Genomic DNA, 19,664 nt, shown 5'->3' on the forward strand with positions numbered 1-19,664 from the left:
TACATTGAAACTATTAAAGTGAGAGGATGATGATCTTGTTTTCTAGGAACAAAGTTGTAGCTTCTCTTCTTTCTAGCGCTCTCTTCATTGGATTACTCGCTCCTGGTGCATCCGCAGCCATTACGACTGCCCGTGCAACGATCGATATTGGATCGATTGGTTCTAGCAAATATCAAGTGGAATGGGATGCCAAAACAGCGAACAGCGGTCAGCCTCGTATTCAAGTCTCTGCCAATGTCTACTTTAACAGCGTAAAAAAAGACTCTGATGATGCATACGGTTCGGGCTCCGTTACAATCTCCAATACCCTTTCCGCTAGCAATAGTGTCCGAGGAAAATGGGAGATCAACTCTACTCACCGCGAGTATGATAGTTCTGGAAAGCGTACCGACATCGACACGGATTACGATTATGTTCAATGGGACCCGGCAGCTGCCAGATCCCTTTCGGCTACTAATGCACTCGAAAATGAAGTGATCACCGAAATTGCAAGCAGCTTCCAATATGACTTTGATCAATTTGAGTTTTTCCGAGCTGTCGAAGTCAGTAATTCGAAGGTCTCCGACTCTCTAAAGGACATCGTGGTTGCTGCGATGGATGCGCAAGAAGAGGGGGACATCATGCCCTTCGTGTATGTTGATGAGTTAGCCGCAGAAGCCTATATTTTGGAGAAAAAAGCAGATGGTACGAATCACGCTACTCTGATCGTGCTGGACGGAGATGGAAACTGGGAGGTAAAAGAAAAGGGAGAGAAAAAAGGAAAACGCCTCAAGCCGTAATGGCTTCTAGCAGTGTGGCTCAAGATCTTCAAAAGATCATTGAACCACACTGTTTTTTTTGCTTCTTTAGCCATTCTTTTGTTTTTCTTGTACTGAGACAATCTTCCACTCGCCTGCGGCATCTTTTTTCATAATGTGAATAACGTACGCGTTCACTTTGTCTTCCAAAATATATCCGTCTTGCTCGGTTTGGTTGTTTATATACACGCTCGGTTTTCTATCATTGATCTGTTGCTGATCCATAATATCGCTCACGATGAGGAGCAGTGGGTGCACCTGCTCGCTTTTAAACAGCTCATTAACGTCGAGGCTGTTATAATTGGCGAGATCTAACTCAAAGGCATTCGCAATTGCGTCATCTACCGTTTGTCTTTGTGCAGACAGTTCCTTGCTTAATTCATCGGTTTTTTTCACTTCCTCCGCAGTGCTCGGGACCTTCCAGTAGTTGTATAATTGATCGGCGTACACACCGCCCGTAAAGATCAGAATCGAACACGAGATCATCGCTACGATGAATGGCTTTCTGCCCTTCCCTCTTTTTTTTGAACCGCTTTGAATTCGTGACATCACTTCATCTGCTACCGTTGTTTCCTGCTGAATCGTCTCAGCCTGATCAGTCAGCATTTTCCGCAATTGCGTTTCCCACATAAGCCTGCTCTCCTCCTCCCAGCGCTTCCCAGGATACGTATCCTTTGTCGAGCAACGTTTCATGGATTCGTTTTCTCGCATGATGCAAGCGTGATTTTACTGTCCCTTCTGAAATCGCTAATACATCGGCCATTTCTTTCGTCGTCATTTCATTAAAATAGTAAAGCACAACAACAGCTCTCAGCTTCTCACTGAGGTTGTTTACACTGTCGTAAAGGGCCCCATACATTTCTTTGGCCATTACTTCTTGATCAAACTGTGGCGTGTAACCGATATCGAGTACAGACTTTTGTAAAAAGAATGATTTCCATTTTTCTTTTTTCACCATTTTATAGCTCAATCGAATGAGTATCCGATAAAACCAAGTGCGAAAATATTCCGGCTGCCGTAGCGTATGTAATTGGTTGTAGCATTGAATAAAGGCTTCCTGGACAATATCCTCTGCCAGCTCCCTTTGCCTCGTAATCAAATAAGCCGTTTGCATGGCTTTATGCTCATACCTTTTCAGCAATAATTCAAAAGCGGCAATATGACCAGATTGACATATTTTGATTAAGTTGATTTCCTCCACAACCAACGTCCTTCCTTGGTCATTGTTTACTACTATAGAGACAGGTGAACACCATTTGGTTCACTCATTATGCAAAAAAAATTCTCTCTACTGTCTTCGGCGAAAATGACGTAAAAAAAGCGACAGCCTACACTGTCGCTCCCATGCCGCTTCTATTCAATCCAATCCTGCTTTAGCAATTCACGCAAATCCGTAATGAATGCTTGCGGCACAACACCATGTCGCTCCATCTCGTCTCGCTTTCCGTGATAGGCGACGAACCGCACATGCCCATCCTGCGCTGCTTTGCCATCAATCCAGGAATCTCCGATCATCGTCCACGCCGATACAGGCAAGTCGGGATACTGCTTGAGAATATACGTGATTCCAGAAGGGTGCGGCTTCAATGTCGTCATCTGTTCTCGCGCAACAACCTCGTCGAAATAATGAATGATATTCGTTTCATTCAAAGCCTCTTGTGCTGCTGCATAGGCATTGTTTGTCAAAATAAACAGACGATAACTCTGGTGCAGTTTTGCCAACACGTCAGCTGCATGAGCCTCCAACACCGCGCCGTGCATTCCTTCTTTTTCGATCGCAGTAACAGCCGCCCACATATGTGCCTCCAGCTCTGCTGTCATTCGCTCGGAGCGTCTCCCAATCTCGATCAGCTGTGAAGCCGTATAGCCTTGCCACTCTAACGCAGGCTCACATATGTCATTTTCCACCCATATTTGAAAAATCGCCCGTTTCATCTCCAAAAAATTGATCCTGGATTGCAGCAGCGTGTTATCCATATCAAAAATGATTGCTTTCTGAAAATCTCTGTTCATTTTCTACCTCCCGGCTTGTTGCGTACGCTTATGATTCTTTCATCAGGTTTTGCAGCTCGTCTAGCATTCTGTTGTGATATTCTTGTTCGCTTTCTGTTTCCTGCTTTTCATTCTCAGACTTTAATTTGGCAAGAATATGTAACCTCATGAGTCCTTCTTCATAATTCGGACGTAAAAACTCATAAAAAAAGGTCTCTTCGGTGATTCCAAGTTCTTGAATCATGGCTGCAACTAGCTCAGAGCCTGAGTTTTGATAATCCTGGATATGTACCTGTATATGCTGGAATATCTCTTCTTCAGTTGGGTACAGATGATGGCGCTTTGCATAATTGGCAAGCCATTTTCTTTCCTTAAGCTTTGCAATCGCTTGCTCGTCTGTTGCTGCTACCCCAAAAGCTTTGGAATACGCACGATATTGTGCAATTTTATGTGCAGCTTCTTCTGGACTGATTTCATCCAATTGCTGCACTTGTCCATTTATTTCCTCTGGAATGGTTATTATCGTTTGTTGAAAGGTCTTTGCGTACCGTGTACCTTTTTCTATTTCGTCCCACGCCTCATTGGCAAAAGAATACGCCATGCCTGCTACCGTTATCGTAACAACAACTCCACCGGTAATCCATCGCTTTTTCATGAATACACATCCATTCACTAAAGCATTCCCTTTATTTTACACAAAACCAAATATGTAAACAAAACAAAATTTACATAATCTGTAACAGCTATCAATCTTCGCACGTCTATTTATACAGAATGATCATGATAGAAGAGGTGAACGGTTTTGTTTAAAAAGGCAGTTTCCAGTATCATCGTTTTGGGACTCGTGATTGGCATAACCTCCTTTTACGCACCAACAACCTTCTCGTCTCAAGCGCCAAAAAGCCAAGCTCACCCCCCATTAAGCAAAGACCAGATCAAGCAGTGGATTCAACAGCAAAGCAAAAAGAAGGATCACTATATGGAAGAACTGGCCTTTCAGGAAATCAATCTCGATCAGGACGAGGAACTGGAAGTGGTCGCAACGATTACAGGTGGTGTTCATCTTGGGACGTTCTTCCTTTTTGATAAACAGACAAACGGCAGCTACCAGCTCGTAGTTGAACAGCCTTGGAAAATTGATAGCCTCGATCTGGAGCAGCCTGTCCTCGAAATAGGGGATAAAAGAATCTACCAGGTTGTTCAGCATACCGGAGGAACAGGGGTATGCGAAGAAATAGCAATTTTGTGGTATGTGGATAAAGGGCGTTTTGTCGAGGCGTGGAGAGGGTCACTGAAGGAAATCTCTTCGTTTCAGGAAGAATACTATGCTATGCACGGTTCCTATCATATTGACGGTGAAAATCTGTACTACTCCACCACCTCGTACAAACGTCCTGATGGCGATACCAAACCCATCACAGAGTTCAAGCAAGAGACGGTTCCCTATTCGTTTAACGGCACGCTTTTTGAAGCAGTAAAGAAATAACAGAAAGTCCCAGGTGAACTCACATGAATAAATGGCTCCATTCCCTTTTTCTCGCATCGGTCCTCTCTGTCAGTTTAACAGGCTGCGAAGAACAACCGACAAAAGCTAACCTTGGTCCAACCGAAGCTCTATCTACAGAAACAGAGGCAAAGGAAGTAGTAACGATTCCTTTCGAAACGAAGCAAGTAACGATTCCTGTAGACAGCATCCCTGCACTGCGTGAATATCTCGATCAATATGATACGCAGGAGCGACAAGAGGAAATAAATCGTATCGTCATACAGGACTTCCCTTCGAAAACCGCAGGATCTTTCGCTGATATCGGTTATTCTTGTGGCACCAAGCTCTGCAGCCACGTCCTCGTTCAAATCAAAGACGATAATGAGATCAAAACGCTCCCTTTACGTGAAGGAAGCATCTTTCAAAAAGCTTATTTTTCTCCTGACGAAAGCAAGCTTGTGATTCTTTTAGGCAGGAATGAAGGAACTGAATTCGTGAGAAATCTTGTAGTCTTCGTCGACGCAGCCAAGCTGGAGGAAATGAAAATCGTCGATCCCAGTGATCTCGTCAGGCAGCTCGTTTCAGTCGATTCCTTTATGTGGCCTATCCGTGATCTCAAATGGCTCGACAACAAAACAGTTGCCCTGACCGTCCCCGATCTGACTGACTCGTCTTATGAGTCCCTCGCCCTATGGAGCAACAAGGGCGGCCCTGTGAAAAAGCTGCAGGTTGTGTTGGACACGCAACAACCGCCAGAGGAATACCAGACGTGGAGACAACTAGTTGAATCATCCTTAAAAAACAAACCCTACATTCTTCCAGCATACGATCCCGAATTGGGACCGATTACATTTGTTTTAAATGAATCGTCCCCCACCCGTTTATCCTTTGAAATGTACCGATCGGATACATATAAGGTTGGAGAAGACGCTTTTACTCCCCAGACTATCCATGATTTTTATTATGCCTTTTCTTGGGATAAGAACGGAAAGGAGCTCAGTGATTCCGACTTATTAAAACGATTAACAGGATTGGGAAATACGACTCAGCCAATTCGAATAAAAGTGGATGAAACGACATCAATCATAAATGATCTGATTATCGAGCATCGAGAGGATCAGTTGAAAGTGTATCAAAGCTTTGATGTTGAAACACAGAAACAAAATGAAGACTTGCAGAAAGCCATCCTTAGCTTTTTGAAAGAGGCAGAAATTGCCTCCGCACAAGTTGAAATCATAAATTTAGAGAGAAAAACCACGCTAGATTTTCATCTTCTCGTAAACAATCACTTTGTAAAAAGTCAGTTCTCTGTTGAGAAACCTTTCTCTGATCGGACGGCAGAAGAATTGCAACGTCTGGTAGGCGATCTAAGTAAGCTTGCAAAGCGGTGATGATGTATTCCGACATCAAACCAGCTACCTTTCCGCTCACAAAAAGAAAAAGCGACAGCCCATGCTGTCGCTCTCCTAATCCCCCGGCGGATCATTGTACCCATCGCCCTGTGCACGCGGTACATCTGGTTTGCCCTCGGGGTTGTTGTATAAATATTGCGGTACATCTCCAACGATGAGCGAATGAGTGATCGGGATTTTTGTCGTGATCGTCTGCTCGTCTGTCGCGAACGGAATGACAATCCGCAAATCAACCTCCACAAAGATGTAGACAGTCGCCAGTACCATGTTGATGCCGGCTTCCTTTAATTCCGTTTCCAGCTTGGTCTTCACTGACCCGATCGGAGCGAACGTTATGGGCAGATTCGGTCCCATATTCGCCAAAAAGCTGTTTCCTGTCGCCAAACCGAGCGGAATCGTACGGTCAACCTTATCCTCCTCAAACTCCTTGAGCTTATTTTGAATTCGTGATGTCGTTTCTCCCACAATTCGCGCGTACTCTTTGAAATTAAACTGATACGCCTGAATCTGCCCCTCGTTGTTCTTCTCAATCTTGACGATCTGATTAAAATCGACACCTTGCTGGGATATCCGCTTGGTTACCGCATCTGTAATAGCTTCCTTCGCCATCTGCTCCGCTTTTTGCGAGGCCAGGATCAAGAGCGTCGGTTCCAGCCGTTTTTGCAAAAAGAACAGAAACTGGATGGACATCACTAAAAAAATCACCAGCGCGATCAAAATCGCTTTCATCGGGGAAAGCGGGTTCCTCCAACGCCGACGGGGTCGAAATAGGGCCACTCCCGTCACCTCCCAATTGGTACATCCTATGGTGGGAGGGAGCAAAAAAGACTACTGCTTCCCAAGCTTCACGTAGCTGAAAAGACAGATGACACCCAGTATAAATAACCCTTGTGCGAGTACCATCATTTTAAACAACCCAAACGAGATGGTAAGCGGTGGCGCAGCCACAAACCCGATAAAAAACCCCATTCTGCTAAGTAACCCCTGGATTCCCATTACTCTGCCGCGAATCAGGTTATCCGCTTGTTGCAAAATCGTGCTCTTGTACACTTGGGCACTCCCCGCAAATACGCCCGCGCCTGCCAGCAGCAGCACCACTATCCACTGATCAGTACCTGCGAAGGCAAACGTAACGACCACGGCTGTCAGTAAGGACACTGTGAGCACCCCAGTGATGAGTGGAATGCGCAAACGGGAAGCCAGATAAGAGCCGACCAGTGCACCGACACTCATCGCTGACCACATCGCGCCATGCAGAGTCGCATCCCCTGCCAGAAGCTGATCAGCCAAGAAGGGCAATCCATAATTATGTGCAGCGGTGCTGATAGATTCAAACAACGCCAGAATACTAACAGCAAACAAAATAGGCTGCTTGCGCAAATATATCAATGTAGAAGCCAAGCCCGTAGACGCAGCCTCGCCACTTTCACCAGAAGCAGAACTGAATTGCGGAGTGATGGTACTCTCCCAGCGAATCCGTGTAAGCATCAGAGCCGAAAACAAAAAGCTGGCTGCATTGCAGGCGATGACAAGTGAATAACCGAAATGATCGGTCAAAAATCCTCCCAGAGCAAACCCGACAATCCCAACAATCGACTCCAGCCGAACGGTAAGTCCATTGATTTTGATCAGCTGCGCAGAACCAAACATTTGCGGCAGGGAAGACTGGAAGCTGATGTGAAACAAGGTGTAGAACATCCCTTTCAAAAAGGCAGCTGTAATGACAACAAAAGGATTCGGGAAGATGAGAATCGCCAGAACAGACAGCCCTGCCCCGAAGTCACTTGCGATCATCGCTTTTCTTCTGTCCACTCTGTCAGCAAGCATCCCTGCAAAAGGACTGAACAGCATGCCTCCAACCTGACGCATGACAAAAAAGGCGGTTAGCCAATAAGCGCTATGTTCAAAAGTAAAAATCAACGCACTGCACGCAATCAGGTCCATCCGGGACCCCAAGGAAGACAATGCTATTACATACAAATAAGCTTTTACATTCATCATTATCCAAACCCTCCTGACGATTCCAGGCGGTTTAGATCGTACGCCCCCAATTAGCTGGTGCGTACACTGATTATGGCAGTTGACATGCTCATGCCTCCTCATGTTCGGAAATGAGTAAATGAAACACCTGATCTGAACAAACCTGAGCCATTTACTTATTGGGGGCGTTTCCCCAAATCGACCTGTGAGGCCAACATGACCACACCTTTATGATAGAGCCAACCGCTGTCGGCTGTCACCAATCTTTTGCCCACAATGAACAAATGTCCCTTATTTCTCACCGCTCTAGACCCGTTTTCATATCATACAGCATGAAAGCTGAGGTTTTGGAGGTTATTCATGAATCACGAAAGCTTAGAAAGAGCATTTGGATCCTTGCGTTGTCCCACTCCAGTTGAGCTCAGACATGCTCTTGAATCGCTTACGCTCAGCACGGACAAAATTGCTGCGCATATCCCTGAGCCAGAGGGCCTTCCTTACGGGCGCAAGGTCTTGTATACGACGCCGCATATAGAGGTTGTCCTGATCCATCTTCCCGCTCAACAGGAGTCGGTTCCTCACAACCACGGCGAATCGTTTGGGTGGGAATGGATTATTTCCGGCACACTCACCAACATCATTTTTACTTCACCCTTTGAAGACGATCGGGTCCGGCCAACTCAAGCAAACAATGTCACAGCGGGCGAATGCTGCTACATAGCCCCAGGTGAAATTCACTCGATCCGCAATAACGGCGAGATGCCGGTTATTTCCTTAAATGTTTATACGCCGCCGCTGCGTAATTCCAAACAGTATCAAACTGCAGAACATACGTAATAAAAACAATAAGTCCCCAAAGAAGCTCGCACCGAATCATCCCCCGACAAGTGGCAGCTCAGGCTCATCCATGTCGATGACCTTTACGCCGGATTTGTGTCGTGGGGATTTTTTAACGACACAAGCCCTCCTGCTTTCGTGCTTATTTCAACAGTATATTCCGATCAATTAAATTGGATATAAAAAAAACACACCACCTGAAAATACGGGGTGTGTTTGTCCATACGGAATTGCCTTTACAGATTTTCAGTGATATCGGAGAGCTCATCCGCAGAGATCGCTACCTGAGCGACCGCTTGGTTCATATCCTCCATTACCCGGAAAAAGTTTTCCAGCTCTTTTTGTATTCGCGTGCTTTGATCCTTACTGTCTGCCACAGCACTCATGATCCCTTCAAAAAAGGCATTTGTTTCGTTGGTCATCTTCGAGCTCGATTGTACCAATTCTTGAATTTCCGTCACAACCGTGGACAGGACACTCGTCTGCTCATTCGTCTTTTCTATCAATTCACGTACGCCAAATACGGACTTTTTCGTTTGCTCAGCAAGCTTGCGCACCTCGTCAGCAACGACAGCAAACCCTCGTCCTTGTTCACCTGCTCTCGCTGCCTCAATCGCAGCATTCAGTGCCAACAGATTGGTTTGCTCGGCAATCGCTGTCACCACGTCAACGATTCCACGAATCTTTTCTGCGTTACCTTCCAGCGTGTTCATTTCTTCTGAGATTTGCTTCACGCTATTCTGAATAAGCCCCATCTGCTCCTGCTGCTTCTCCAGCTTCTCCTTGCCTTCCTTGGACAGCTCCTCAGCTGTGTTTGAAAAGCCGGTTCCATTTTCCGCAAAGCGAAGCACGTCGCGTGATTGCTCCGTTAATTGCTCGACAGACGCGCTGTTTTCCTCGGAGACAGCCGCCAGCTCATGAGCGGAATTCGTGAGGGCGATGCGCAGCTCATCTTTTTTGTCCTGCTCTTTTTGACGTGCACGCTCGTGCTCCTTTTCGTACTCCTCAAGAACGATTTGCTGTTCAATATTGAGAATTTTGGTTACAACCTGAACCGCATGTACAAATTCCTTTTTGTCGCTGATTCGTTCATTGATAATGTCCATAATGGAAATGAGCAAATTTTGAAACGCACACATATACCATTTAGGTTCCAGGCCGATCCTCATATGCATCACTGCAATTCGACTGCGCTGCTCGATATATTCACTGTCGATCCGACCACTGAACATCTCGGTAATATGCCGGGTCAACGTTTGCTTCAGCCGCTGGATCGTACTGTTGTTATGGATAATCGTCATGAGGATATCTTCTTTTTCGATATTTTCATAGAAGTAATCCACGATTTTATCGATATGTTCAACGATAATGGGCTGTAGTGTTTTCGCGACCGCCAAGTCTTCCTCCGTCAAATGAATGAGGGTAAGCTGCTTGGCAAGCTCGGACTGGGCCTTTATCTTTACTTCTCCCTTTTCCTTGCTATCTAGAAAAAAAGACTCCCTTCTCGTTTTTCCTTTGCTTCCGAACAAACTGGAAAACGGGCATGTACTCATAGGGTGGACTCCTTTTTTTGCGTGAATATTCTATATATAGTGGCGTGAAGTATATACACTAGAATAGATTTCCAATCTGGTATATCCTTTCAATTATATACCCGAAGATAAGGCAGTGTAAACAAGAGGCAGAAGGCTTATTTGTGAATAAAACGGAAATAGGACTTCCATCTGCCTGTTGCAAATAGAAGTCCTCTTGTTCTTACATCTCTGCTTTTTTTACCTTTGCACTTTGCAGCTTCCACTTGTTAGTATCCCATTTCCAAATGGACTCTACATAAGTAATCGTATCGGCATTGGCTACACCACTTACCCGCTGGATTCCTTTCAGCTCGCAGATGCCATCGCCATTTTCATCGATAGGCTCTAATACACTGAACGTATTTGGCATTACCTCTGTCGGCTGCACGAGCTTTCCATTTTTGTATACCCCAGCCTCCTCATAGATGTTCTTGCGGTCACTTACATCTAGTAGCGTTGTTTGATTCGTCTCTTTGATCACGAGCTGTACCTTGTAGTTATCCTGAAAAGCTCCCGAAATGGTTAAGGATTGAGGGATTGGCAGGACGACGGGATTGTTATTCTTGTCACTGAACAAATAATAGTCCGAAGTGCCCCCACTGCCTCCTGTTGGCGCTTGAACCAGTATTTGTTTCGCCTGATTACCCGTGAAGTCGCAAAAAGACATTTGCGGCTGATAGCCTCCATAAGCAGTCGTAAAAAAGGATGTTTTCTTTGCCACAGGGTCCTGTACCATGACCTTTAGTCGCTCGTAGTACGGGCTGTCAGCGGCAAAACGCTTGCCTAAAAGAGTCACGATATCCGGTCTCCCGTCACCTGTCACATCCTGCCGTTTTATTTGAATCTCTTCATAGACAGCTGGAGCCGGAGTCAGCTGACTGGGGTCTTGTGGAGGTACTGCTAGTCCTGTAGCCATCACTCCCAGCCCCCAGATCATGCTCCCTATCACTCCAAGCCAATTGCTTACCCACATTATCCACACAGTCCACCTTTCCACATTTTCGTTATACTGCTAGTATGCCGAAAAGATGTACGGAAACTTCCCTATACGATAAAATGATTGAGATGATTTCCAGAAAATGAGGAAGACTATTTTTGGAAACCTACGAGCTTTTTCGTTAAACAGACGTGCCTGTTGACATACATATAAGAGAAAACCTCTATCGAGGCCTAGGGGGCATGACTTGTATGAAAACGTCCAAGTCCAACGACCAAGGTGTGGCCAAACAACCACCCAGCGGTCCGGCGCTGCGCAATGCCTATGAGCTGATTCTCACCCGAATAATGCCGAGACTGTCTTCATCCCCACAATCCACCTGCAGGAGAATGACTCATGAAGATACGATTGATTCAAAACGGAATCATAACCATGATCGATGACATCGAAGAAGCTGCGACTCCGCCTGACAAAGGCTTTTATTGGATCGACGCTACACCGTTTGACCTCGATATTTTGCAACCAATCTTTGGGTTACATCATCTAGCGGTAGAGGACTGCATCGATGAGGAGGAGCAGCGACCAAAGCTTCAGTTTTACGACGATCATTACTTTATGGTGATCAACGGGATCGCCTTTCATGATCAGGACATTTTTTTGCGGGAGATCAATATTTTTCTCGGAAGCAATGCCATCATTACGGTAACGAAGCAAGAGGCACCTGAGTTTACATCGATGCTTGCCATTATCCGTGAAAAAGAAGTCAACCGTCCTGATTCTTTGCTCTACTATCTGGTAGACCAAATTGTCGATCGGTATTTTGATGTTATCGAAAAAATTGAAGACCTGATTGAAGATCTGGAAGAACAAATCTTGATGAACACACGCAAATCCCATTTGGACCAAATCATCGGACTGCGCAGTGAAATCTTGTACGCGCGTAAAATGCTCGTGCCGCAAAGAGACTTGATTGACGCCCTGCATAAAAAAGAACTTCCGCTCATTCAACCTTATTTGCGGAAGTACTTTGGCGATATTGTAGAAGATGCGAGTAAAATCGTGGAAAGCTTTGAGACCTTTCGCGATCTCATTGGGAACTTGCGAGAAGCCTACCAAGCGGCACTTGCTGGACGAGCTAATGACATCATGCGCGTGTTTACAGCGTTGACGACGATTTTTATGCCGCTCACGATTGTGACAGGAATATACGGGATGAACTTCGATGTTATGCCGGAATTGCATACTCGCTACGGCTACTATATCGTGCTGGGCTGCATGGCGGCGATTGGGATCACGATGTACATCATTTTCAAAAAGAAAGAGTGGCTTTAAAAAGCCACTACGGCCGCTCCTCCATGAGGAGGCATCGATAGAGGTTTTCTTATACGAGATCACCACAAGCGATGATCATCAAAGCAAGATTTTCAGATAGATTACATTCGTATGGCTGTGTCAATTCCTGGCCCTCGGCATCTAATAGGACACGAATGATCGGGCGGCTTGGCATTCCTTTGTTGGAATCAACAACAACACCCGACACCCCAGAGCTTAATGTGACACTGAGCCCAAGTGGATAGAGTGCGATTGTATCGCGCAGTGCTTCTACATACTTTTGATCAAACAGCGTGTCCGAGCCAGAATAGAGAACCTCCATGGCTTCATGCGGGAGCATTCCTCTCCGGTATACACGATGGGAAGTCAACGCATCGAAAACATCCGTAACCGCCATTAAACGGCCATAGGGATGGATTTCGTCCTGTTTGAGCTTTCGAGGATACCCTGAGCCGTCCCAGCGCTCATGATGCTGAAAGGCACAATGTGCGGCCAACAGAGGAATTTCATCCTGCCGGCGCAGCATTTCAAATCCGTATTCCGTATGCTTTTTCATGATTTCAAACTCTTCCGCTGACAGACGACCCGGCTTTTTCAAAATCGTATCCGGAATTTGCATCTTGCCTACATCATGCAGCATTCCGCCGATGCTGATTTCTAGCACTTCCTTTTCTGTATACCCTGTTTTAATAGCGAGAGCGGTACTGTAGAGGGCAACATTAAAGCTGTGGGCGAATATGTAGTTATCGAAAGCACAGGCGTCTGCCAAAAGGTTCATTGCTGCGCGGCTTCCACTCAGCTCATCGACTACCGTCGTCATAACCTGACGAATATTTCGCCCGAACGCCTTGTCCGAAAAAAGCTGCTGCCATCTTTGCGGTACCTCGTGTACAGCCCGGAAAGTATCGTGAATAATAGACATAGCCTCTCTGCGAGTTTGATCGGTAATGACTGTCTCCACTATAATGTCATTGGTGCGATCATCCTGAATATAGAGACTTGCTATATTTTTGCTCTTGAGTCTCATGAGCATTCGTTGTGTCAGTTCAACACCTGCGCCAACGAGTATTGTTCCATTTTCTGTATAAATCGACCGAGCCAATTTGTCGCCCGGCTGGCATTTTTGAATAGATGTCAGTCTCATGCGAAACCTTCGCCTTTCCTCAGGGTACCCCTATTATAGCGTGACTCGACGAGATTCTACATGAAAAATTTTCTAATCGAGGTTATTCAAAAAATCGTCTTTTGATCACGAAGGAGTTCTGAAAGCTCATTCGACATCGAAAATGACGTTCACCTTCGATGTCCGGTGCTCATGTAGTTTACCTACACTCCGCTCCTCCTTCGTACGGTTCTCGCCATTTTCTCGGTGCTGAAAAGCCAACTTTTTGAATATGCACTAAAATGGCATGACGCCAAAAACGCCTTTGTCACAAAAATAGGCAAAGGCGCTTGATTTTGTTCATATGTTTCACTTACACTACAACATTTTAACTACAGCATCTCTACCGATCATTCCCGCATGAATTCCTCGCTGCTGAGCTGTAGTGGTCACTGATTCCAATGGTGCATCTAACAGCTCTTGAATCGTTTTGACCCCGACAGCCCGACCAGCCAGGATTTCTCTTGCCGCCAGACGCTCATTCAAGAGTCCAACATCAAGTGCCCCGCACATGATATAGCCATGATCTGTCGTCACGGCGAGCAAGGTCGTTTTCGGCAGACGCACCGTAACTGCAATCGCAGTTCCCTCTGGAAAGTGGATCGGCACTACTTCGACCATCACGATTCCTCCCTTTTCTTTCCTGTCTTGTGGCGTTACCATCCTATGACATCGAAAAGAAAAGTGTGTGAGAACTAGCAGGTTAGTGCATCATCGTGGCAGGGAACTGTTCGTCCTCCATAGCTACCTTACGCTTCATAACCTCAATCATATAGGTAGCCATCATTTGAAACAGCTCTTCCTCCTCCATATCGTCCACCAAGTCGATCAGGTCTTCGCGTGACTGATCTGCCAAGATCCCGACAACCACTGCGGTGATATCTTCTTCATCTCCGTTTAAATGCCCTCGGTACAGCTCATACAGCTCATCGATAAAGCGCATCGCCTGCCGCCTCCCTTTTTCCATAGCATGCCCTGTTTGGAGAGGGACCGTGCCTTTCAGCAATAAGAGGATATGGCACTTGTTATGGCGAGGCCTGTTCCCAGCGCGGGAAAAAGGCATTTTGCAAAAGTGCTTGGTCCGTAACTGTCTTGGCGATGACCTCCCGCAGCGTTTCAGGTAAAAAGAATTGGATATGGGTTCCTTGGAGCAAATCAGGGAACAGCCTGTTATACATAAACATGTCGACCGTTCCTACTCGATATTCCTGATCTGCAACGAGCGGCTTGCCATTTACCTCAATTTCCAAAATATGTGGATGCTCACCAGCTATGTACCGGATGTGCAACCCATCAACAGCCATCCAGCCTTCTACTTTGCCGCGAAAACCATATCCCCGAAGCTCCCGGTGCACCATTTCCGGCTGGATCGACTGCTCTAGCATACTCATGAGCTGCTCACCGGTAAGCGTGACTGCACAAGCACTGATTGGATGAGGTACAGACCTGAGCAGATCTCCAAAGGACAAGCTTCCTCGATGCAGATCCGCGAGCAGGAGTCCCCCGTTCGCCAGCCCAATCTCTGCGCCTGTCCACTTGCGGATGCTGGCAGCCAAAAAAGAGCCAAATGGAGTCTCATCACTCCAGCCTACCTGCAGATCATGCTCCAGACTTGTGAATGGATGGAACAGCTTTTTCTTTGCAGCCTCTTGTTCCTCCTCGATAAACGAGCGCAATTGCTCATCTTCAGGATAATTCTCCGTGGCAAACAACTCCGCAGATATAGAGGCCATACGCTTCACATCACGATCCCAGTCTAGCTGCACATGTCCCACATATTCTCCAAAGCGTCCAGTCTGAGCGACCAGCGTCCCCGCGATATGCTCTCCATGTAAAAGAGTATGATGGGTATGCGCCCCCAGGATCACGTCTAGTCCTTCCACCTCTTGAGCCACTCGGCAGTCCGCCTGGTAGCCCAAATGAGACAAGAGAACGATCACATCGACCTGTGATCGCAATGCTCCTACCTGCGCCTGAATCAATGGCAATGGCTCTGCAATCTCCCAGCCCATGCTCCGATAAGAAGGGATAAATGGAATCGTCACGCCAAGCAGTGCAACCCGCAAATCAGCAAATTCATGAATGGTGTAGGCAACAGCCCAATGTGGCTGCGTGCCGCTAGCGGCGTCTTGCAGGTTGGTAGCAATGACAGTAAACTTTGCTTCCTCATACAACTGATCCAATTTTTCCTTAGGGAGGGTGATTCCTTCGTTGTTACCAATCGTCGCGTACTGATAACCGCTGCGGTTCATCACGTCGACATTCGTTTTTCCAAAAGTCGCCTCAGACTTCATATCCATCCGGTCCATATGATCGCCGATATCGACGGTAAGCACATATTCCCCGCGGCTCTCCCATTCCTCCCGACATATCCGTAGGCAGGTCGCGATCCGCGGCATCGTCGTAAAATGGCTGTGCAAATCGTTGGTGTGCAACAAGTGCAAGGTACAGGTGTCAGCCACGACTTTCCCTCCCTTTTTGCTTTTGCTTACTTATCCTACAATAGACTCCACAATCATCTGAACCCCAATACCTAAAATTAAGACACGCAGGACGAGGACAATTGTACGTCCTTTCATTTTGCTGGCAGCAATCGCTCCGAGCTTTCCTCCTGCCCAAGCTCCAGGCGCTAGCATAGCAGCGTACAACCAGTTTACGTTATCATGGAGAATGTTTGTAGCAGAGCCGATGACTGCAGAGAAAAAGATGACCAGCATCGAAGTCGCTGTCGCGATGTGCGGAGGAAAACGAAACAGAATCATCATCGCAGGCACCATCAGCACGCCACCGCCTACACCGAACAACGATGAGGTGATTCCCACAAAAAATGCGATGAGTATCGCACTCCATCTGCTATATCCGTACTCGAATTCATTGCCCTCGTTATCCACAAATTGACGTTTGATTTGCCAATCGATATTGCGCGGCTTGATTTTGTCCTTGAACATCAAGAGCGCAAACATGCATAGCTGGAAAACGCCAAACAACAGCGAAAAGCTCTTGATTGGTAATAGTGTATTAACATAGACACCTACGATAGCACCAGGGGCACTACCAATAAAAAAGAGCAGTGCGCTTTGAATATCCACTTTTTTCTGTTTGAGGTAGGTAATCGACGACGAAAGCGCCGTTACTGCAATCACCAATAATGACGTTGCCGTAGCGACCTGTGGAGACATAGAGCCAGGCATGTACATATTGACTAGAAATAACAGCGCAGGGACAAAAAAGATGCCTCCGCCAAGCCCTGCAATACTGCCAATGACCCCTGCGATCACACCGATAAATAAAAACACAATAGCAATCGTTACCAGCATAAAGCCCCTTCTTTCTCCCGTTAGAACAACTCCATCTGCCTGGGGTTTAATCCACTCGGGTGAAGGCCCAGCATGTCAGAAAACCGCTTTGCATTTGCTGACGCATCTCCCCCAGAGTTATTGTTGAACAAAATACAGACTTCATCCGCCTCTTTCGCCACCTGCTCAATACGTGGCACCCACTCAACCAGCTCCTCCTCGCTGTAGCGATACAGATAGCGAACGTCCCGCCAATTTTGTCCTTCACCAGGATCTCTCCAGCCCGAATGATTACGACCGTGAAAGCGGACCAGTGACAATCCAGGATGCGCTACTGCGGTTACAATTGGCACAGAGCCTGCTCCCACCTGAGGCTCATCACACAAGACATGAGTGGCTTCGATTTTGCGTAAAAAATCGAGCGTCCGCTCACAAAAACGCTTATCAAACCAGCTGCGATGCCGAAACTCGACCGCAAATGGATAGCTGGCCATCGCCTGCCTGCACGCTTGCACATACTGTACATTTTCTCGCGTGCAATCAAACCAGGGCGGAAATTGAAAAAGCAAAGTCTTTAGCTTTTTTGCCTCCACCAGCGGTTGAATGCTCTCTTCGAACTGCCGAAACAGCTCCCTGCGATGGGCAGGTGCGTCTCCACGTTGATGCCCGGTCATCGCCTGATGTGGCTTGACGATAAAGCCAAAACAGTCCGGAGTATCCCGGACCCATGATTCGTAATTGCGCTGTGGTAAAATGGCATAAAACGAGCTGTCCACTTCCACGATAGGAAAATGGCTCGCGTAGACAGAAAGCTTGTCGCGGTTTCGAACTCCTTGGGTGTACAGATCATCATGATCTCCCCAGCCGCAGACACCCACCTGAATCGTACTCATTGCTTATGAACCTCCACAATATTGAAATAATTAAACCATGGAAAGGATGGAGGCGTCCCATGCTACCTGATTGGTTGGGCGAACCCTTTGCGTCTAAGGATAACAAATTATTACTGACCCGAAAAGTAGCGAAACGCCTCCTGAATGAAGCTCAAGAGACGTTTCCTTATGAATATTCGGCTTTGCTCAGCGGTAGAGGAAATACCATTACCGGCTATGTATCCATGCCCCACAGCTTTGATGAGCACGCTTTTGCTTGGGATGGTGCTACTTTTTTGCATGCCTTGGGCACCATCAGGAAGTCTAACGATCAATGGCTCGGTGTCCTTCACTCTCATCCGAACTCGCCACCTCTACCATCGACCAGCGACCACAATGGCTGGCATTATCCAATGCTCAGCTACTGGATTGTCGGCCTTTCATCCGATCGGCCCATTCTCATGCTCTATCAGTGGGGAGATGGCGGTTTTGAAAAGCGTGATTATACCATAATCGATGACTTCGGCTCGGATGGCTCTGATACGTGCTCATCGTCACCAAAGAACTCTTGATACAGGGCAATGACGGCCAAGTCCGCTTCCTCTGCTTTCACGCCAAACATCATGCTTACCTCGGAAGAGCCTTGGTTGATCATCTCCAGATTGATCTTCGCTGCTGCGAGGGCAGTGGTAGCGCGAGCCGTCGTTCCAACCGAGCGCCTCATCCCTTCCCCGACGATCATAACCAGTGCAAGACCATGCTGAACCGCGATATCCTCTGCCGCAAGCTCTGTTTGAATCCGTTCTACAATCCGCTGCTCCACTTCAGCAGACATATCCCGTTCCCGTAAAATGACAGAGATATTGTCTATCCCAGACGGAGTATGCTCATAGGAGAGACCTTCTTCCTCCAGGATCTGCAACAGCTTCCGTCCAAACCCAATCTCTTTGTTCATCAAATATTTGCTGACATAAATACTGCAAAATCCACTATCGCTGGCAATACCTGATACCCGGTTCGTCGCATACGGCCGCTCAGCCACGATCAACGTTCCCGGAGCTGCCGGGTTATTCGTATTTTTGATGCAAACAGGAATGTCTGCCTGATAGGCAGGAATTAAAGCTTCCTCATGAAAAACACTAAATCCGGAATAGGAAAGCTCCCGCATCTCCCGGTACGTAATTTCCTTTACCTGCTTTGGTTCTGGAATCAGGTTTGGATTAACGACGTAGACCGAATCCACATCGGTAAAGTTTTCGTACACATCCGCCTTGACCGCTGCTGCAAGAATGGAGCCTGTAATATCTGATCCACCACGCGAAAAAGTAACCAGCTCCCCTGCAGTCGAATAGCCGAAGAAACCGGGAAACACCGAAATTCCTTTGCGCTCACGCAGTGCTGCAAGCTTCTCGTAAGCGATTGGCAGCACGTGAGCATTGCTCGCTTCGTCAGTCACGAGCATCCCGGCATCTTTCGGGTTAATATACGCCGCTTCCTCTCCCAGGCTGGTCAAGTAATGAGCAACAACCTTTGCGCACGTATCCTCTCCTGCCGCCTTGACTGCATCGATGAATCTCTCTGTCGAAAGCCCTTGCTTGTTTGCAAGCACTCCCTCCAGGTCACCCTCCACAAGGTTCCACACTTCTCGTGACAGCCCCAGCTCCTGGACAATTTCCTGGTACCTCTTGTAAATGGCCTGCTTTTCCGCTTCCGCCACGCCTTCTTGCAAAAAGCGTTCAGCATAGGCAATCAACAGGTCGGTTACTTTCGTATCATCCTTATGTCTTTTTCCTGGGGCGGAGACGACAATCAATCGTCTGCTTTGATCCGCACGAATAATCCCGCATACTTTTTTTATTTGTTCTGCACTCGCCAGCGAAGTTCCGCCGAATTTTGCAACCTTCATCTCTACTCCTCCATCTGCCTATCTCTTCATCCGTTCGATTTTCTATAAGAAAACCTCTATCGAGGCTTTCTCAAGGAGGAG

General features: G+C 46.9%; 22 protein-coding genes. 7 read left to right on the forward strand and 15 right to left on the reverse strand.

The features are described 5' to 3' along the window. Nucleotides 1-35 precede the first annotated feature (35 nt). Nucleotides 36-779 carry a hypothetical protein gene (locus tag SB752_RS01950; protein WP_410714062.1) on the forward strand — a complete coding sequence of 248 codons (744 nt, stop codon included), beginning with the start codon at nucleotides 36-38 and terminating at the stop codon, nucleotides 777-779. A gap of 66 nt (nucleotides 780-845) precedes the next feature. Here SB752_RS01950 and SB752_RS01955 read toward each other — a convergent pair whose 3' ends face one another. The 4 genes from SB752_RS01955 to SB752_RS01970 all read right to left on the reverse strand — a co-directional run bounded on the left by SB752_RS01955 (nucleotide 846) and on the right by SB752_RS01970 (nucleotide 3,444). Beyond that, entirely contained in the window at nucleotides 846-1,427 is a 582-nt protein-coding gene (locus SB752_RS01955; RefSeq protein ID WP_410714063.1) for a hypothetical protein, read from the reverse strand. Beyond that, a complete protein-coding gene (locus SB752_RS01960) occupies nucleotides 1,393-1,998 on the reverse strand; it encodes an RNA polymerase sigma factor (RefSeq protein WP_410714064.1) in 606 nt (201 codons plus the stop codon). Before SB752_RS01960 ends, SB752_RS01955 begins: the two co-directional genes overlap by 35 nt. 152 nt (nucleotides 1,999-2,150) lie before the next feature. After that, nucleotides 2,151-2,810, reverse strand: a complete 660-nt coding sequence (locus tag SB752_RS01965; RefSeq protein ID WP_410714065.1) for an HAD family hydrolase — start codon at nucleotides 2,808-2,810, stop codon at nucleotides 2,151-2,153. Between the two features lie 28 nt (nucleotides 2,811-2,838). Continuing rightward, on the reverse strand, nucleotides 2,839-3,444 hold the full coding sequence (locus SB752_RS01970) for a hypothetical protein (RefSeq protein ID WP_410714066.1): 606 nt from the start codon (nucleotides 3,442-3,444) through the stop codon (nucleotides 2,839-2,841). Nucleotides 3,445-3,591: 147 nt separating this feature from the next. Between SB752_RS01970 and SB752_RS01975 the strand changes: the two genes are divergently transcribed. Continuing rightward, nucleotides 3,592-4,275, forward strand: a complete 684-nt coding sequence (locus SB752_RS01975; RefSeq protein ID WP_410714067.1) for a hypothetical protein — start codon at nucleotides 3,592-3,594, stop codon at nucleotides 4,273-4,275. Between the two features lie 23 nt (nucleotides 4,276-4,298). After that, a complete protein-coding gene (locus SB752_RS01980; protein ID WP_410714068.1) occupies nucleotides 4,299-5,666 on the forward strand; it encodes a hypothetical protein in 1,368 nt (455 codons plus the stop codon). Nucleotides 5,667-5,741: 75 nt separating this feature from the next. Here SB752_RS01980 and yunB read toward each other — a convergent pair whose 3' ends face one another. Together yunB and SB752_RS01990 are read right to left on the reverse strand one after the other, a co-directional pair. Continuing rightward, on the reverse strand, nucleotides 5,742-6,473 hold the full coding sequence (yunB, locus tag SB752_RS01985) for a sporulation protein YunB (RefSeq protein ID WP_410714069.1): 732 nt from the start codon (nucleotides 6,471-6,473) through the stop codon (nucleotides 5,742-5,744). A gap of 42 nt (nucleotides 6,474-6,515) precedes the next feature. Beyond that, nucleotides 6,516-7,688, reverse strand: coding sequence for an MFS transporter (locus SB752_RS01990; RefSeq protein ID WP_410714070.1), 1,173 nt, complete (start codon nucleotides 7,686-7,688; stop codon nucleotides 6,516-6,518). A 339-nt stretch (nucleotides 7,689-8,027) separates the two neighbouring features. On the opposite strand from SB752_RS01990, the gene SB752_RS01995 reads away from it, so the two are divergent. Next, complete coding sequence (locus tag SB752_RS01995) at nucleotides 8,028-8,504, forward strand: cysteine dioxygenase (protein WP_410714071.1); 477 nt, start codon at nucleotides 8,028-8,030, stop codon at nucleotides 8,502-8,504. 236 nt (nucleotides 8,505-8,740) lie between these two features. Here SB752_RS01995 and SB752_RS02000 read toward each other — a convergent pair whose 3' ends face one another. Then, nucleotides 8,741-10,057 carry a globin-coupled sensor protein gene (locus SB752_RS02000; protein ID WP_410714072.1) on the reverse strand — a complete coding sequence of 439 codons (1,317 nt, stop codon included), beginning with the start codon at nucleotides 10,055-10,057 and terminating at the stop codon, nucleotides 8,741-8,743. A gap of 202 nt (nucleotides 10,058-10,259) precedes the next feature. After that, entirely contained in the window at nucleotides 10,260-11,015 is a 756-nt protein-coding gene (locus SB752_RS02005; RefSeq protein ID WP_410714073.1) for a hypothetical protein, read from the reverse strand. Nucleotides 11,016-11,266: 251 nt separating this feature from the next. Between SB752_RS02005 and SB752_RS02010 the strand changes: the two genes are divergently transcribed. Both SB752_RS02010 and corA read left to right on the forward strand, forming a co-directional pair. Then, nucleotides 11,267-11,458: a hypothetical protein gene (locus tag SB752_RS02010; protein WP_410714074.1), complete on the forward strand. Its 192-nt coding sequence runs from the start codon at nucleotides 11,267-11,269 to the stop codon at nucleotides 11,456-11,458. Further along, the gene (gene corA, locus SB752_RS02015) at nucleotides 11,412-12,347 is read left to right on the forward strand and encodes a magnesium/cobalt transporter CorA (RefSeq protein ID WP_410714075.1); all 936 of its coding nucleotides are present in this window, start codon (nucleotides 11,412-11,414) and stop codon (nucleotides 12,345-12,347) included. Before SB752_RS02010 ends, corA begins: the two co-directional genes overlap by 47 nt. 49 nt (nucleotides 12,348-12,396) lie before the next feature. On the opposite strand, the gene SB752_RS02020 is transcribed toward corA, so the two are convergent. The 6 genes from SB752_RS02020 to SB752_RS02045 all read right to left on the reverse strand — a co-directional run bounded on the left by SB752_RS02020 (nucleotide 12,397) and on the right by SB752_RS02045 (nucleotide 17,698). Continuing rightward, nucleotides 12,397-13,491, reverse strand: coding sequence for an HD-GYP domain-containing protein (locus SB752_RS02020; protein WP_410714076.1), 1,095 nt, complete (start codon nucleotides 13,489-13,491; stop codon nucleotides 12,397-12,399). Nucleotides 13,492-13,827: 336 nt separating this feature from the next. Then, the gene (locus SB752_RS02025) at nucleotides 13,828-14,130 is read right to left on the reverse strand and encodes a YunC family protein (protein ID WP_289142312.1); all 303 of its coding nucleotides are present in this window, start codon (nucleotides 14,128-14,130) and stop codon (nucleotides 13,828-13,830) included. 82 nt (nucleotides 14,131-14,212) lie between these two features. Continuing rightward, a complete protein-coding gene (locus SB752_RS02030) occupies nucleotides 14,213-14,452 on the reverse strand; it encodes a DUF6154 family protein (protein WP_049741654.1) in 240 nt (79 codons plus the stop codon). An 82-nt stretch (nucleotides 14,453-14,534) separates the two neighbouring features. Beyond that, complete coding sequence (locus SB752_RS02035) at nucleotides 14,535-15,971, reverse strand: bifunctional metallophosphatase/5'-nucleotidase (RefSeq protein ID WP_410714077.1); 1,437 nt, start codon at nucleotides 15,969-15,971, stop codon at nucleotides 14,535-14,537. 30 nt (nucleotides 15,972-16,001) lie between these two features. Beyond that, the gene (locus SB752_RS02040) at nucleotides 16,002-16,826 is read right to left on the reverse strand and encodes a sulfite exporter TauE/SafE family protein (RefSeq protein ID WP_410714078.1); all 825 of its coding nucleotides are present in this window, start codon (nucleotides 16,824-16,826) and stop codon (nucleotides 16,002-16,004) included. 20 nt (nucleotides 16,827-16,846) lie between these two features. Continuing rightward, nucleotides 16,847-17,698, reverse strand: coding sequence for a DUF72 domain-containing protein (locus tag SB752_RS02045; RefSeq protein ID WP_410714079.1), 852 nt, complete (start codon nucleotides 17,696-17,698; stop codon nucleotides 16,847-16,849). Between the two features lie 59 nt (nucleotides 17,699-17,757). Here SB752_RS02045 and SB752_RS02050 point away from each other — a divergent pair, with 59 nt between their 5' ends. Next, nucleotides 17,758-18,249 carry a M67 family metallopeptidase gene (locus tag SB752_RS02050; protein WP_410714080.1) on the forward strand — a complete coding sequence of 164 codons (492 nt, stop codon included), beginning with the start codon at nucleotides 17,758-17,760 and terminating at the stop codon, nucleotides 18,247-18,249. On the opposite strand, the gene SB752_RS02055 is transcribed toward SB752_RS02050, so the two are convergent. Next, nucleotides 18,180-19,583, reverse strand: a complete 1,404-nt coding sequence (locus tag SB752_RS02055; protein WP_410714081.1) for an aspartate kinase — start codon at nucleotides 19,581-19,583, stop codon at nucleotides 18,180-18,182. The two genes, SB752_RS02050 and SB752_RS02055, sit on opposite strands and share 70 nt — an antisense overlap. Between the last annotated feature and the right edge of the window lie 81 nt (nucleotides 19,584-19,664).

The organism is Brevibacillus sp. SIMBA_040 (genome assembly GCF_046535075.1).
Taxonomy (GTDB): Bacteria; Bacillota; Bacilli; order Brevibacillales; family Brevibacillaceae; genus Brevibacillus.

Coding starts and splice junctions, on each gene's coding strand:
- SB752_RS01965 (WP_410714065.1), bottom strand. CDS start 2,810: ATGAACAGAGATTTTCAGAAAGCAATCATTTTTGATATGGATAACACG.
- SB752_RS01990 (WP_410714070.1), bottom strand. CDS start 7,688: ATGATGAATGTAAAAGCTTATTTGTATGTAATAGCATTGTCTTCCTTG.
- SB752_RS02005 (WP_410714073.1), bottom strand. CDS start 11,015: ATGATCTGGGGGCTGGGAGTGATGGCTACAGGACTAGCAGTACCTCCA.
- SB752_RS01970 (WP_410714066.1), bottom strand. CDS start 3,444: ATGAAAAAGCGATGGATTACCGGTGGAGTTGTTGTTACGATAACGGTA.
- SB752_RS02050 (WP_410714080.1), top strand. CDS start 17,758: ATGCTACCTGATTGGTTGGGCGAACCCTTTGCGTCTAAGGATAACAAA.
- SB752_RS01980 (WP_410714068.1), top strand. CDS start 4,299: ATGAATAAATGGCTCCATTCCCTTTTTCTCGCATCGGTCCTCTCTGTC.
- SB752_RS02055 (WP_410714081.1), bottom strand. CDS start 19,583: ATGAAGGTTGCAAAATTCGGCGGAACTTCGCTGGCGAGTGCAGAACAA.
- SB752_RS02025 (WP_289142312.1), bottom strand. CDS start 14,130: ATGGTCGAAGTAGTGCCGATCCACTTTCCAGAGGGAACTGCGATTGCA.
- SB752_RS02030 (WP_049741654.1), bottom strand. CDS start 14,452: ATGCGCTTTATCGATGAGCTGTATGAGCTGTACCGAGGGCATTTAAAC.
- SB752_RS01955 (WP_410714063.1), bottom strand. CDS start 1,427: ATGTGGGAAACGCAATTGCGGAAAATGCTGACTGATCAGGCTGAGACG.
- SB752_RS02045 (WP_410714079.1), bottom strand. CDS start 17,698: ATGAGTACGATTCAGGTGGGTGTCTGCGGCTGGGGAGATCATGATGAT.
- SB752_RS02010 (WP_410714074.1), top strand. CDS start 11,267: ATGAAAACGTCCAAGTCCAACGACCAAGGTGTGGCCAAACAACCACCC.
- SB752_RS02020 (WP_410714076.1), bottom strand. CDS start 13,491: ATGAGACTGACATCTATTCAAAAATGCCAGCCGGGCGACAAATTGGCT.
- SB752_RS02000 (WP_410714072.1), bottom strand. CDS start 10,057: ATGAGTACATGCCCGTTTTCCAGTTTGTTCGGAAGCAAAGGAAAAACG.
- SB752_RS02040 (WP_410714078.1), bottom strand. CDS start 16,826: ATGCTGGTAACGATTGCTATTGTGTTTTTATTTATCGGTGTGATCGCA.
- SB752_RS01995 (WP_410714071.1), top strand. CDS start 8,028: ATGAATCACGAAAGCTTAGAAAGAGCATTTGGATCCTTGCGTTGTCCC.
- corA (WP_410714075.1), top strand. CDS start 11,412: ATGAAGATACGATTGATTCAAAACGGAATCATAACCATGATCGATGAC.